This is a genomic window from Flavobacterium cheongpyeongense (genome assembly GCF_003202435.1).
Lineage (GTDB): Bacteria > Bacteroidota > Bacteroidia > Flavobacteriales > Flavobacteriaceae > Flavobacterium > Flavobacterium cheongpyeongense.
Genome location: NZ_QJHK01000004.1, coordinates 113,473 through 126,038, shown reverse-complemented (window position 1 = coordinate 126,038; position 12,566 = coordinate 113,473). Strand labels below are relative to the sequence as shown.

General features: G+C 33.6%; 13 protein-coding genes. 2 read left to right on the top strand and 11 right to left on the bottom strand.

Going from position 1 to position 12,566, the window contains the following annotated elements:
- Window positions 1-58: 58 nt before the first annotated feature.
- The 3 genes from accD to tamL form a co-directional block, all read right to left on the bottom strand.
- A complete protein-coding gene (gene accD / locus DMB65_RS06260; RefSeq protein WP_110305800.1) occupies window positions 59-913 on the bottom strand; it encodes an acetyl-CoA carboxylase, carboxyltransferase subunit beta in 855 nt (284 codons plus the stop codon).
- 114 nt (window positions 914-1,027) lie between these two features.
- A complete protein-coding gene (fbaA, locus tag DMB65_RS06255; protein ID WP_110305799.1) occupies window positions 1,028-2,095 on the bottom strand; it encodes a class II fructose-bisphosphate aldolase in 1,068 nt (355 codons plus the stop codon).
- 59 nt (window positions 2,096-2,154) lie between these two features.
- Window positions 2,155-4,728, bottom strand: coding sequence for a translocation and assembly module lipoprotein TamL (tamL, locus tag DMB65_RS06250; RefSeq protein ID WP_110305798.1), 2,574 nt, complete (start codon window positions 4,726-4,728; stop codon window positions 2,155-2,157).
- Between the two features lie 39 nt (window positions 4,729-4,767).
- Here tamL and DMB65_RS06245 point away from each other — a divergent pair, with 39 nt between their 5' ends.
- Entirely contained in the window at window positions 4,768-5,496 is a 729-nt protein-coding gene (locus DMB65_RS06245; RefSeq protein ID WP_110305797.1) for a TrmH family RNA methyltransferase, read from the top strand.
- Window positions 5,497-5,505: 9 nt separating this feature from the next.
- On the opposite strand, the gene porT is transcribed toward DMB65_RS06245, so the two are convergent.
- From porT to DMB65_RS06220, 4 genes are all read right to left on the bottom strand, one after another.
- Entirely contained in the window at window positions 5,506-6,219 is a 714-nt protein-coding gene (gene porT, locus DMB65_RS06240) for a type IX secretion/gliding motility protein PorT/SprT (RefSeq protein WP_110305796.1), read from the bottom strand.
- A 1-nt stretch (window position 6,220) separates the two neighbouring features.
- Window positions 6,221-6,952 carry a bifunctional demethylmenaquinone methyltransferase/2-methoxy-6-polyprenyl-1,4-benzoquinol methylase UbiE gene (gene ubiE / locus DMB65_RS06235; RefSeq protein ID WP_110305795.1) on the bottom strand — a complete coding sequence of 244 codons (732 nt, stop codon included), beginning with the start codon at window positions 6,950-6,952 and terminating at the stop codon, window positions 6,221-6,223.
- A gap of 557 nt (window positions 6,953-7,509) precedes the next feature.
- Window positions 7,510-7,992, bottom strand: a complete 483-nt coding sequence (locus DMB65_RS06225; RefSeq protein ID WP_110305794.1) for a dihydrofolate reductase — start codon at window positions 7,990-7,992, stop codon at window positions 7,510-7,512.
- 12 nt (window positions 7,993-8,004) lie between these two features.
- Window positions 8,005-8,349 carry a 2TM domain-containing protein gene (locus DMB65_RS06220; protein WP_110305793.1) on the bottom strand — a complete coding sequence of 115 codons (345 nt, stop codon included), beginning with the start codon at window positions 8,347-8,349 and terminating at the stop codon, window positions 8,005-8,007.
- 238 nt (window positions 8,350-8,587) lie between these two features.
- Between DMB65_RS06220 and DMB65_RS06215 the strand changes: the two genes are divergently transcribed.
- Window positions 8,588-8,884: an isoamylase early set domain-containing protein gene (locus DMB65_RS06215; protein WP_110305792.1), complete on the top strand. Its 297-nt coding sequence runs from the start codon at window positions 8,588-8,590 to the stop codon at window positions 8,882-8,884.
- A gap of 34 nt (window positions 8,885-8,918) precedes the next feature.
- Here the strand turns inward: DMB65_RS06215 and DMB65_RS06210 are convergent, their stop codons facing one another.
- The 4 genes from DMB65_RS06210 to DMB65_RS06195 form a co-directional block, all read right to left on the bottom strand.
- On the bottom strand, window positions 8,919-9,770 hold the full coding sequence (locus tag DMB65_RS06210; protein ID WP_110305791.1) for a thymidylate synthase: 852 nt from the start codon (window positions 9,768-9,770) through the stop codon (window positions 8,919-8,921).
- An 84-nt stretch (window positions 9,771-9,854) separates the two neighbouring features.
- A complete protein-coding gene (locus DMB65_RS06205) occupies window positions 9,855-10,478 on the bottom strand; it encodes a bifunctional nuclease family protein (RefSeq protein ID WP_110305790.1) in 624 nt (207 codons plus the stop codon).
- Between the two features lie 161 nt (window positions 10,479-10,639).
- Window positions 10,640-11,608, bottom strand: a complete 969-nt coding sequence (locus DMB65_RS06200; protein WP_110305789.1) for an electron transfer flavoprotein subunit alpha/FixB family protein — start codon at window positions 11,606-11,608, stop codon at window positions 10,640-10,642.
- Window positions 11,609-11,682: 74 nt separating this feature from the next.
- Complete coding sequence (locus DMB65_RS06195; RefSeq protein WP_110305788.1) at window positions 11,683-12,429, bottom strand: electron transfer flavoprotein subunit beta/FixA family protein; 747 nt, start codon at window positions 12,427-12,429, stop codon at window positions 11,683-11,685.
- Window positions 12,430-12,566: the final 137 nt, after the last annotated feature.

Genomic DNA, 12,566 nt, shown 5'->3' with positions numbered 1-12,566 from the left:
AAAAATCTCACCTGCAATTAAGCGGATGAGATTTTATATGTTTCAGACAGTTTTTAAACTATCTAATATTATTATTCTGAATCAAATCAATATATAAGTTGATTTTGTCTTTTAAATCTTTTCTTGGTGTAATAAAATCAAGGAAACCATGTTCTAAAAGGAATTCAGCAGTTTGAAAACCTTCTGGTAAATCTTTTCCGGTAGTATCACGAACTACACGCGGACCGGCAAAACCAATCAAAGCACCTGGCTCAGAGATATTGATGTCTCCTAACATAGCGTAAGACGCAGTAGTTCCTCCTGTAGTTGGATCAGTACATAAAGAAATGTAAGGCAAGCCAGCTTCTGCAAGTTGAGCTAATTTTACGGATGTTTTCGCCAATTGCATTAATGAATATGCTGCTTCCATCATACGTGCACCGCCAGATTTAGAAATCATTACAAAAGGAAGTTTGTTTTTGATCGCATGGTCAATACCTCTTGCGATTTTTTCACCTACAACAGCTCCCATAGATCCGCCGATGAAAGCGAAATCCATACAGCAGATTACAAGTTCTTTTCCTTTTGATTTTCCAACTCCTGTGCGTACAGCGTCTTTAAGATGTGTTTTTTCCATTACATCTTTCAAACGCTCTGCATATTTTTTTGTATCCACAAAATGCAAAGGATCTTTAGAAGTCATGTTTTTATCTAACTCAACAAATTCGTTGTTGTCAAATAAAATTTCAAAATAGGTCGCGCTTCCAATTCTAACATGAAAATCATCTTCAGGGCTCACGAATAAGTTTCTAGCTAATTCGTCAGCATCAATAATTTTTCCGGTTGGAGATTTGTACCACAATCCTTTCGGAACGTCCATCTTGTCTTCTGTAGCAGTCGTAATCCCTTTTTCCTGTCTTTTAAACCAAGCCATCTTTATAGTATTCAGTGTTCAGTAATCAACTTCAGTGTTCAGTTTTTAATAAACCGTTTTAAATTTTCAGCATTTTTGAGCTGAAAACTTAAAACGGTATACTGTGATCACTTTTTATAATGTATTTACGTTATTCAAATCTGCAAAAGCTTGCTCAAGTCTTGCGTTGAATGTTACTTCGCTTTCACGAACCCATCTTCTTGGGTCATAATATTTTTTGTTAGGGGCATCAGCACCTTCAGGGTTACCAATTTGTGATTTTAAATAGTCAATGTTTTTAACCATATAATCACGAATTCCTTCGGTATATGCAAATTGTAAATCGGTATCGATGTTCATTTTGATAACTCCGTAGCTAATTCCTTCTCTGATTTCTTCAAGTGTAGAACCTGAACCTCCGTGGAAAACGAAATCTACCGGATTATGACCAGTGTTGAATTTGTTTTGTACGAAATCCTGAGAATTTTTTAATATTTTTGGAGTCAATTTTACGTTTCCTGGCTTGTAAACTCCGTGAACGTTACCAAAAGCAGCTGCAATTGTAAATTTAGGGCTTACTTTAGATAATTCTTCGTAAGCATAAGCTACTTCTTCTGGCTGTGTGTATAATTTTGAACTGTCAACATCAGAGTTGTCAACACCATCTTCTTCACCACCTGTAATACCAAGCTCGATTTCTAATGTCATTCCCATTTTGCTCATTCTTGCCAAATACTCTTTACAGATCTCAATATTTTCTTCGATTGGCTCCTCAGACAAATCGATCATGTGAGAACTGAATAATGGTTTTCCTGTTTCTGCAAAATGTTTTTCAGATGCATCTAACAAACCATCAATCCAAGGTAATAATTTTTTTGCACAGTGGTCAGTATGTAAAATAACAGTTGCACCGTAAGCTTCTGCTAAAGTATGGATGTGTTTTGCTCCTGCGATACCTCCTGCAATAGCTGCTTTTTCACCTGCATTGGATAATCCTTTTCCAGCGTTGAATTGTGCTCCTCCGTTTGAAAACTGAATGATAACCGGAGCGTTAAGTTTTGCAGCAGTTTCAAGAACTCCGTTAATTGTGCTTGATCCTGTTACGTTTACTGCAGGAAGTGCAAAACCTTTTTCTTTTGCATAATTAAAGATTTCCTGTACCTGATCTCCTGTAGCTACTCCTGGTTTGATATTGTGTGCCATTGTAATTTTTTTTAGTTGTTTTTAGGTTTTTAGGTTGCAAAAATAAGAATTAATTAGCATTAGAACGGATAATTTATCCCAAAATTTAAAACCGAGTGTCCAAAATTGTATTCTTTAAACCATCTGTCTCCCTTGTCATGCGCCGGATTGTAAGTCTTAAAGCCTAAATCTAAACGGATAACAAAAAAGCTTAAATCGTACCGTAAACCAAATCCGGATCCTAAAGCTATTTCTTCGAAATCGTTTAAGCCGGAGAATTTTGCCTTTTCATCAGTTACATTATCGAGGACATTCCAGATATTTCCGGCGTCAGCAAAAATAGCACCTTTAACATCTCCGAAAATTCTGAACCTAAATTCACCGCTAAGGGCAAGTTTCATATTGGCTTCATTAAAATCATTTACTGCATTTGTGCTTCCGGGACCTAACGCATAAGGCTGCCAGGCACGATTATCATTTGATCCGCCGGAATAATAACTTCGTGAAAACGGAATATAATCTGAATTCCCAAAAGGAATTGCGATACCAAAAAAGCTTCTCACGGCCAGTACTTTTTCTTTTCCAAAATCCCAGTGCTTGATGTAGTCAAATTCTGTTTTTAGATATTCTGAATATTCCAGATTAAAGATTTCATAATTGCCAGTTGAGTTTTTAGGCAGATTTGCAACACTTGAAATAGCCGATAATAAAGTTCCTGCGGACTCTATTTTGGCTTTAAACTGATAAAAAGTATTATCTGCTAAATCCTTTTTTGTTGTTTTTGTAAACGTGTAACTGGTGGCTAAAATAAAATCATTCTCAGTCAAACGTACTCTTCTTTCTTCGATACTTTCAATGTTTTTGTATTCTGGATCTGATGCTGTCAATGTTGTTTTGTTATTGATGACATCATTTGTGAAACCTGTTGTCCCTTTAGGTATGGTTAGGTTTTTTCGATTTTGTTCTTCGGGTGTATCTCCCCAGTTTTCAGGGGTGATATTGTAATCTCTTGCAATACCATTCAACTCATCATAAGAAGAAGTATAGACCTTAAAATAATTATCAGGGTTTAGGTTACGAACATATTGGGCGTTCAGTAATTCTAATTTTGCAGAGTTGTATCTTTTTGGAGACCAAAGATAGGATAAACCACCAGTGAAATTTTCCTTATCCAGACCGATATTTCTTTGTTTTGAAAAACCAGCTGCTATTGCTGTAGATGGAATCATGCTTTTCGGAATAATTTTCTCGGTACCAAAAGGCATTAAAATTCTTGGAAAATTAAGTTTCATGTCAACCCCATATTCTGAAACATTAAAGAAATTATTATTAGGATTGGCCATATCTTTTGAAGAACCTATGTTTGCACGTGCAGAAATTTCCAGAGTTTCTGCCCTGTTAAATACATTCCGAATCGTTTCGGAAACACTGGCTCCAATTCCAAAATCCTGGATATTGGAATGGGTTAAATCTAAAGTAGCTCCAAAACTGTATTTTTTTCTCGGGGTTAAATAAACTTTTGCAATTAAGGATTGGGCAGTTGAATCCCGTCTGTCAACTTCATATTGTATCGATGGATAATTGAAAATTTTAAGGTTGTTTAGGTAACGTGACGAAAGAGTGGTTCTGAAATCTGCATAAGTACTTCCTTTTGTGATGAAAATAGCATCTGTAATTGCCCGGGGTTTGTATTTTAACTTGTCATAACTGTACAAATTAAAGTTGTTGTAGGTAGTGCTGTCCTTAATTTGGCTTTTTGCACGTGCGGGAGAATAATCAGTATAAATATTAACGTCGCTGATTTTGTACAATTTAAAAGGTTCTGTCCTGCTGGAATCCTTTTCTTGTATGCTGTTATCTTTAATAATTAAATTTATATCGGCTTTGTTTTTTTTACCAATTGTATCAACATCAAAAGTAACATACGTTGGCTGAAAATAATAAGCTCCGTGATTTCTAAAATAGGTAGTAACACGATTTTTTTCTTCTTCGAAATCACTTGTTTTAAATTGATTTCCAGATTTTAAAAAAGAGGGTTCAGTGTTTTTTATGTATAAAGAATCCAATGCCGGAGTGCTTATGCTTCGCCTAATAGAATCTAATGTGTACATCGGACCAGTTGTAATGTTGTAGTTGATTTTGGCTCTTTTATAACCAACAGAATCAATATCATAATTTGTTGTTACATTAAAATATCCATTATTAAAATAATAGGATTTCAAACGAAGCAAAGTTTTTTTAGTTTTTGAAGTGTCAATAATTACAGGAGGTTCACCGGTTTTTTTTAAGAATTCATGGATGCCTTTGTAAAGAAAAGATTGTCCGAGACGATCTACCTGTTTTGCAGATAATATTTTAGATTGGCGCTCATATTTGCCCGGGTTGTTTTTAAATTTTGCCTGATAGCTGGAATCAGGATTTAATTTTGCCAGATTATATAAATTCAAACGCAGCTTATAACCTAATAAATTACTGTTTGGCTTTTGATACATCTGATTTGAAGCCGTCTCATCATTAGTGGATTTTCCGTTTACAATAATATCATTTTTTGTAAGTAAGTTTTTTCCGCCTGGAATTCTTTTCACAGCATTACAAGCGCAAATAAGTATTGCTATTAGAATAAATGCTGTTATTTTTGTAAAAATCTTTTTCAAGTGTTTTTAAATATTTAATTCAAAAGTACATTATATTTTATGATTAGTAAAAACCAAATAAAACTTATAACAGGTTTACATCAAAAAAAGCAACGTTTTGCTAATCAATTATTTTTTGCCGAAGGAATAAAAGTAATTCAGGAATTGTTGCAGTCCAATTTTGAATTAGAATATTTGTTCACTACGCAAAATGATTTTGAAAAGGTTGAATTTTCAAAACGTATGGCTATAACAGAACAAGAACTTAAAAAAATAAGTGCTTTGTCAACTCCAAATACATGTTTAGCTGTATTTAAAATCCCTGTCGAAAATTCCGTAATTGGCTCAGGCTTAATTTTAGCTTTGGATGATATACGGGATCCGGGAAATTTAGGAACTATTTTAAGGCTATGCGATTGGTTTGGTATTCAGCAAATTATTTGCTCAAAAGAAACTGTCGATATTTACAACCCAAAAGTAGTTCAGGCTACAATGGGATCTATTGCAAGAGTAAATGTAAATTATGTTGATTTGAAATCTTTTATAACAAACACAAAATTGCCTGTATTTGGGACCTTTATGAATGGTGCGAACATTTATCAATCTGTATTGCCGCAAAACGGAATCATTATTATGGGTAATGAAGCCAATGGTATTTCAGCAGAGATTGAAAAAATAGTAACAAGCCGACTCACAATTCCCCGATTTGGTTCGCTACAAAAAACCGAAAGCTTAAATGTAGCAACCGCCACTGCTATTGTTCTTAGTGAGTTTAAACGTAATAGTTAAGTTTTTGTTTTAATGAAAAGTAAAATTTATTAAAATTGCTCTCGATTTCATAGAGTCTATATTGTCTGTCCATGGACTAGGTTGTCCTGGATTATCCCGAATTAATTCATCGGTTATTCCAAACATGCCCCTGATAGATGGCGAAAAAATAAAGTATTCAGAGAAAATATCGATACCAAAACCAATTTCATAAGCGGAACTCCATGATTTAGCTCTAAATGTACCTTCAAAATTGTCATCCTTAGATTTTGAATTACTGGATAAATTCAAGGTGGTAGAAAGTCCCCCTGTTAAATAAGGACGTATGTTTCCCGTACGCAAAGCCGAAAATTTCAATAGTAATGGAAAATGAATATAAGTACTGTTTACCTCTCTTAAATAATCGTTTTCTGAATCTCCTATTCCTGAAAAATGTAAATCTCGTTTTGTGTAGTATAAACCTGGTTCAAAACGTAAATTGATATATTCATACAGCCTTAAATCAGCTACTACTCCAACATTAAATCCGGTAGTTTTTTTTACCTGAATATCCTGATCAACGACTTCTTTATAGTCAAATTTAAAATCAAAGCTGTTAAAACCCAGATAATACCCAAAGTATAGCCGCTGTTTTTGCCAGTTTTCCAGATTAATAATAGGATCTTTGCTAAAAATGCTCTTAGCAAATTGAGAATATCCTTGTGTTGATAATACTAATAAAATTAAGGCTACAGTTTTTTTCATACTATTTTTTAGAAGCAGAATATAGGGTTGCAACTCCAAAAGTTTGCGGCATTGCCACAACATCTATAAACCCAATTTTTCTCAAAATATTGTTCAGGGCTTCTCCATAAGGAAAAGCGGCGGCAGATTCTGATAAATACCCATAAGCTGAATTGTCTTTAGAAAATAATTTTCCGATAATTGGAAGTATATTTTTACTATAAAAACGATATCCTTGTTTATAGGGGGTTTTATCCGGAACTGAAGTTTCGAGAATTACAAATACCCCGTTGGGTTTTAAGACTCTTAAAATTTCAGCAAAACCTTTTTCTAAGTTCTCAAAGTTTCTGACTCCAAATCCAACTGTGATGGCGTCAAAATAATTATCTTCAAAAGGCATGTTTTCAGAATCGCCTAATATTAATTCAATTCTGTTTGAAAGTTTTTTTTCTTCTATTTTTTTTATCCCTACTTCAAGCATTCCGGCAGAAATGTCTAAACCAATAATTTTTTCTGCATTACTTTGGGCCATTAAAATAGCCAGATCCCCGGTTCCGGTAGCAATGTCAAGTATGGTTTTTGGTCTTGAACCAGAAACTATTTTTAAAACTTTTTTACGCCATTTTATATCTATTCCAAACGAAATTACACGATTTAAATTATCGTAGTTTCCTGATATAGTGTCAAACATTTGTGCAACTTGTTCTTTTTTGCCCAATGTTGAATTTTTGTACGGAGTTATTTTTTCAGACATTTTTTTTATTTACGCAAATATAACATAAAGTATTTAACTGCAATTGTGTTTCTTAATCAGGATAGAAAAATCTTTTTTAAACATTGAAAATATTTTTTTGTAAAATCACTAAAAGTGGGTATTGTAGATGAAGTATTTATTGGTGAATTTAGCAACTGTAAAAATGTTAATATTTTTTCAATGATTAATAGAGATACAATGACCCAAATCAAATGGGTGCTCGTTGCGCTTGGCATTTCGTTTGTTCTTGTAAGCTGTTTTGAAAGTACTGTTTTTGAGAGCAGTATTATATTTAAAGCGCAAAATACGTTCTTAGGATTAAATTTGTTTTTGGAAATTTTAATTTTCTTTGCCTTTAGTACCTTCGTGGTATTTGGTATTAAGGGTTTTTTTGAGATGTACTCTCAAAAAATATCAAATGTTATTATATTCCTTTCAGGGATATTTTTAATATTTGTAATTTTTATTTTATGTTATCAAATACTGTTTCTGGAGTAGGTCATTGCTCTATTCATTGATTTAAATAAAAACATCCTCAAGCAATTGAGGATGTTTTTTTATTTTTTAATGTATGTTTCGTAGGTATAATCATAAAGATGGGTTTCGTCTCTAAAATTTGCTTCAGATTCTACCAATTGCCATTCCTTTTCGTTAATTTCAGGAAAAAAGGCATCAGCTTCAAAAGTGTGGTGTACCCGGGTTATCTCAATTATATCTGCATACTGTAATCCTAAAGTGTAAATTTCGCCCCCTCCTATAATGTACGAATCTTCGTTTTCGGGACATATTGCAATGGCTTTTTCGATACTGTCAACAACTATACAGCCTCCAGGGTTATAATTTTCCTGTCGGGATATTACAATATGTGTTCTGTTAGGTAGTGGTTTTGGAAAACTTTCGAAAGTTTTTCTCCCCATTATAATGTGGTGATTGGAAGTAAGAGATTTGAATCTTTTAAAGTCATTTGGGAGATGCCAGACTAATTTATTTTTTTTTCCCAAGGCATTGTTTTCGGCAACAGCCGCTATCATTATAAGCATAGTGTACTAAAACTAAATTTTATTTTCAGGATGGTCATTCATTGAAGATTCTAATTGACTGATTCTCTTTTGCTGAAGAGCAATCAATCGGTCAATCTGCTCTCTTTCCCATTTTTTATTCATAAACCTATCGGTAATGTAAATTTTTATGAAGTGCAAAATAAAGATAAAAAACCATACGGTAATGATCCAGACGCACCAATTTTGTTCTGTTCCAATACTAAAACCAAAAAATCTATTAGCAACAAATAAAAATAAACTTCCTAACGAAAAAAGCACAAAATGAAAATACAATGTTTTTTTTTGTCTGATTCTTTTACGTGCGTACTCATATTGTTCATGTACTTCTTTTTTCATAATTGATTCAAAATAAGATTATAAAGTTATAATTTATTTCCAAAATTCACTATTTAGAATAAATAATATTTGTTTTAAAATGGGCTGTAAATCCGAATTAATGAATTTAAAGACTTTAAATTAAGGATGTTGTAAAAATAACGTCTCTAATTGTCATAATCACAAATCATGTTGTAACGTATTGTTTACTCAAATGAATTTGCGAACTTTGAGATATAAATCTAAAAACGAAACAGTTATGTCTTTAAAAAAGCAATTTGTAAAAACGAAACCAGTTTGTAAAGTAACATTTGCAATTGAAGCGAAAGATGCTAATTCTGTCGCTGTAGTTGGAGATTTTAATAACTGGAACATAGAAGAAGGAACCTTAAATAAACTAAAAAATGGAACTTTTAAAGCTACTTACGATTTAGTAAAAGATGCTATTTACGAGTTTAAGTATGTAGTTGATGGACTTTATGTTAATGATCCGGAAGCAGATTCTTACAAATGGAATGATTTTGCAGGAAGTGAAAATAGTGTTTTAGTTGTATAAAAAATCCGCTAATCAAAGCGGATTTTTTATATTTTTATACAGCAACACTTCCTTTTATCCCGGCATGAGGTTCGTAATTCAGCAGTGTAAAGTCATCATAGTCAAAATCGAAAATGTTTTTAATCTCAGGATTTAAAATCATTTTTGGTAATGGTTTAGGTTTTCGTGTCAATTGCAGTTCCAATTGCTCAAAATGATTGTTGTAAATGTGTGCATCACCAAAAGTGTGGATGAATTCACCATATTCTAAATCGCAAACTTGTGCGATCATCATAGTTAATAAAGCGTATGATGCAATATTGAAAGGAACTCCTAAAAAAATATCAGCACTTCGCTGGTATAACTGACAAGAAAGCTTTCCTTTTGTTTCCCCTTTTTCAGAATCAGGGCTCGAAACATAAAATTGAAAAAAAGCATGGCATGGAGGTAAGGCTGCCTTATTGTTGGCTACGTTTTCTTCAAATGTTTTTTTTGTATCAGGCAAAACCGAAGGATTCCAGGCAGAAACGAGCATTCTTCGGCTATTCGGATTTGTTTTTAATTCTGTAATTAATTCCGAAATCTGATCAATTTCTTCATTATTCCAATTGCGCCACTGGTGTCCGTAAACAGGGCCTAAATCACCATTAGAATCTGCCCAGGCATCCCAGATTTTCACTCCATTTTCCTGAAGATATTTGATGTTGGTATCGCCTTTTAAAAACCAAAGCAATTCGTAGATGATGGATTTTAAATGTAGTTTTTTGGTTGTAACCATTGGAAAACCTTCACTTAAATCAAAACGCATCTGGTAACCGAAAACGCTTTTTGTTCCGGTACCCGTTCGGTCTCCTTTTTGATTGCCGTTTTCTAAAACATGCTGTACTAAATCTAAGTATTGTTTCATAATTTGTTTAATCGTTTAATTGCTTAATCGTGGATTTGTTTAGTCTATTTAACGAATAAACGGTTTAACGATTAACCATTAAATTTATCTTCTAGAGATTTCGTCTCTGATTTTAGCTGCTTTTTCATAATCTTCCTGAGAAACTGCCTGATCTAAAAGTTCGTTTAACTCTTGTAAACTATGTTTGGCATATACATCCCCGGACTGGTTTGTTTCTTCTTCGTGTCCAAAGGTTTCCGGATTAGAAAGTACATCGTCGATTTCCTGTGATCCCGCATCAGTTTCAGCGGTATTAGATTTTAAATAAATTCCGGCTTTATCTAAAATGTTTTTATAAGTAAAAATAGGAGCACTGAAACGTAATGCTAAGGCAATTGCGTCAGATGTCCTTGCATCTATAATTTCTTCTATTTTATCTCTTTCGCAAATTAGACTTGAATAAAATACACCATCGACAAGCTTGTGAATGATTACTTGCTTTACAACAATATCAAATCTTTCGGCGAAGTTTTTGAATAAATCGTGTGTTAATGGGCGTGGAGGTTTAATCTCTTTTTCTAAAGCAATTGCAATCGATTGGGCTTCAAAAGCACCGATAACAATAGGTAGTTTTCTTTCGCCATCTACTTCATTCAAAATTAAGGCATAAGCGCCATTTTGAGTTTGACTGTATGATATTCCCTTAATGGATAATTTTACTAGACTCATATATGTTTGTAAAACTGGGTTTTAACCCCATATTTTAATGTTTTTTTGATTCGAAAATAAAGGTGCAATTTTAATCAAAAAATATGGAACAAAAAAGCTACCTAAAAACAAAGATACAATTATCTTGTTTTTAGGCAGCTATATTTTGAATAGATTTTAAATTAAGAATGCTGTGCTTTGAAAGCTTTTAATTTCTCTGTTAACTGAGGTACAATATCAAACGCATCTCCAACAATTCCATAATCTGCGACCTTAAAAAAAGGAGCTTCGGGGTCACTATTAATGACGACCTTTACTTTTGATGAGTTGATACCTGCAATATGCTGGATAGCTCCTGAAATACCTATTGCAATATATAAGTTTGTTGCAACCGGTTTTCCTGTTTGTCCCACGTGTTCACTATGAGGCCTCCAGCCTAGATCTGATACGGGTTTTGAACATGCAGTTGCAGCACCTAAAACGGAAGCTAAATTCTCAATTAATCCCCAGTTTTCTGGCCCCTTTAAACCTCTGCCTCCGGAAACTACAATATCTGCATCAGCGATAGAAACTTTTCCGCTACCTTTTTCTACAGATGCTACTTTTACGCCAAAGTCATTCTCATCAATTGTTGGATTAAAATCTTCTTCGGTTGCCGATCCGGCATTTTCGAAAATTCCGTACGAGTTTTTAGCAAGGCCAAGAACTTTTATAGCTGTATTAATTTCTGTAATATTAAAAGCTTTGTTTGAAAAAGCATTTCTTTTTACCTGAAAAGGAGAAGTGCTAACCGGTAATCCAACTACATTTGAAGCAAACCCAGCTTCTAAAGCAACTGCTACTAATGATGAAAGATAAATACTGTCTGTCGTTGAAGAAAGCAATACTACTTTGGCACCTTCTTTTTGAGCGGCTTGTTTAATGACATCGGCGTAAGCCTTAGCTGTAAAGCCTGCTAATTTATCGTTGTTTACTTTTAAGATTTTATCAACTCCGTACTTTGCTAATTCGCTCACATCACTGATGTTTACGGTTACAGCAGTAACAGTTGTTCCTAAAGTTTCAGCCACTTTTTTAGCGTATGAAGCTAATTCAAAAGCCACTTTTTTAAATTTTCCTTCTGCAGATTCTGCGTATATTAATAATGACATAATTTTTTGTTTAGAAGTTTAAAGTTTCAGTTTTCAGGTTTAAAAAACTGAAAACTGCGACTGAATACTGATTACTAGATTACTTTAGCTTCGTTGTGTAATAAATTAATTAACTCATCCAGGTTATCTGCAGCAACTAATTTTACTGCTGACTTAGGAGCTGGTTTTTCAAATTTTACGGCTTTTGTGTTTACAGGTGCATCAACTGGCTCAAGAATAGTTAAAGCTTTAGTTCTTGCTGTCATGATTCCTCTCATATTTGGAATACGTAAATCTTTTTCTTCAACAAGTCCTTTTTGTCCACCAATAATCAAAGGAAGTGTAGTATTTACAGTTTCCTTTCCACCATCAATTTCGCGAACAGCATTTACATTATTCCCTTCAACAGTAATTGCTGTACAGGAATTTAAAAAGTTTGAACCTAAAATTCCGGCAATCATTCCGGGAACCATTCCGCCATTATAATCCAAAGATTCTTTTCCGGCAATTACAAGGTCGTAACCACCATTTTTGATTACTTCAGCCAATTGTTTTGCAACAAAAAAACCATCAGTAGGGTTAGCGTTTACACGAATTGCTTCGTTGGCACCAATTGCCAAAGCTTTGCGTAAAGTTGGCTCAGTATCCGGACCTCCCACGTTTACAACAGTCACATTTGCGCCTTGTTGCTCCTGAAACCAAATTGCTCTTGTTAAACCAAATTCGTCGTTAGGATTAATTACATATTGTACACCATTGGTGTCAAATTCTGAATCACCGTTGGAAAAGTTAATTTTTGAAGTAGTATCAGGCACATGGCTGATGCAAACTAATATTTTCATAAGTATATATTTTGAATTTATAATATGCTTTTACAAATTTAGAATTTAATTCTGAATAATTATACTATGCATGCATAATATTTTTTAAAACTATTACGATTTCGGAAAATAGGCGGTAAATCTCAGGCATTTTAAAT

Coding starts and splice junctions, on each gene's coding strand:
- porT (WP_110305796.1), bottom strand. CDS start 6,219: ATGAAAAAAACTGTAGCCTTAATTTTATTAGTATTATCAACACAAGGA.
- DMB65_RS06215 (WP_110305792.1), top strand. CDS start 8,588: ATGTCTTTAAAAAAGCAATTTGTAAAAACGAAACCAGTTTGTAAAGTA.
- accD (WP_110305800.1), bottom strand. CDS start 913: ATGGCTTGGTTTAAAAGACAGGAAAAAGGGATTACGACTGCTACAGAA.
- DMB65_RS06245 (WP_110305797.1), top strand. CDS start 4,768: ATGATTAGTAAAAACCAAATAAAACTTATAACAGGTTTACATCAAAAA.
- DMB65_RS06195 (WP_110305788.1), bottom strand. CDS start 12,429: ATGAAAATATTAGTTTGCATCAGCCATGTGCCTGATACTACTTCAAAA.
- fbaA (WP_110305799.1), bottom strand. CDS start 2,095: ATGGCACACAATATCAAACCAGGAGTAGCTACAGGAGATCAGGTACAG.
- ubiE (WP_110305795.1), bottom strand. CDS start 6,952: ATGTCTGAAAAAATAACTCCGTACAAAAATTCAACATTGGGCAAAAAA.
- DMB65_RS06220 (WP_110305793.1), bottom strand. CDS start 8,349: ATGAAAAAAGAAGTACATGAACAATATGAGTACGCACGTAAAAGAATC.
- DMB65_RS06225 (WP_110305794.1), bottom strand. CDS start 7,992: ATGCTTATAATGATAGCGGCTGTTGCCGAAAACAATGCCTTGGGAAAA.
- DMB65_RS06200 (WP_110305789.1), bottom strand. CDS start 11,608: ATGTCATTATTAATATACGCAGAATCTGCAGAAGGAAAATTTAAAAAA.
- DMB65_RS06210 (WP_110305791.1), bottom strand. CDS start 9,770: ATGAAACAATACTTAGATTTAGTACAGCATGTTTTAGAAAACGGCAAT.
- DMB65_RS06205 (WP_110305790.1), bottom strand. CDS start 10,478: ATGAGTCTAGTAAAATTATCCATTAAGGGAATATCATACAGTCAAACT.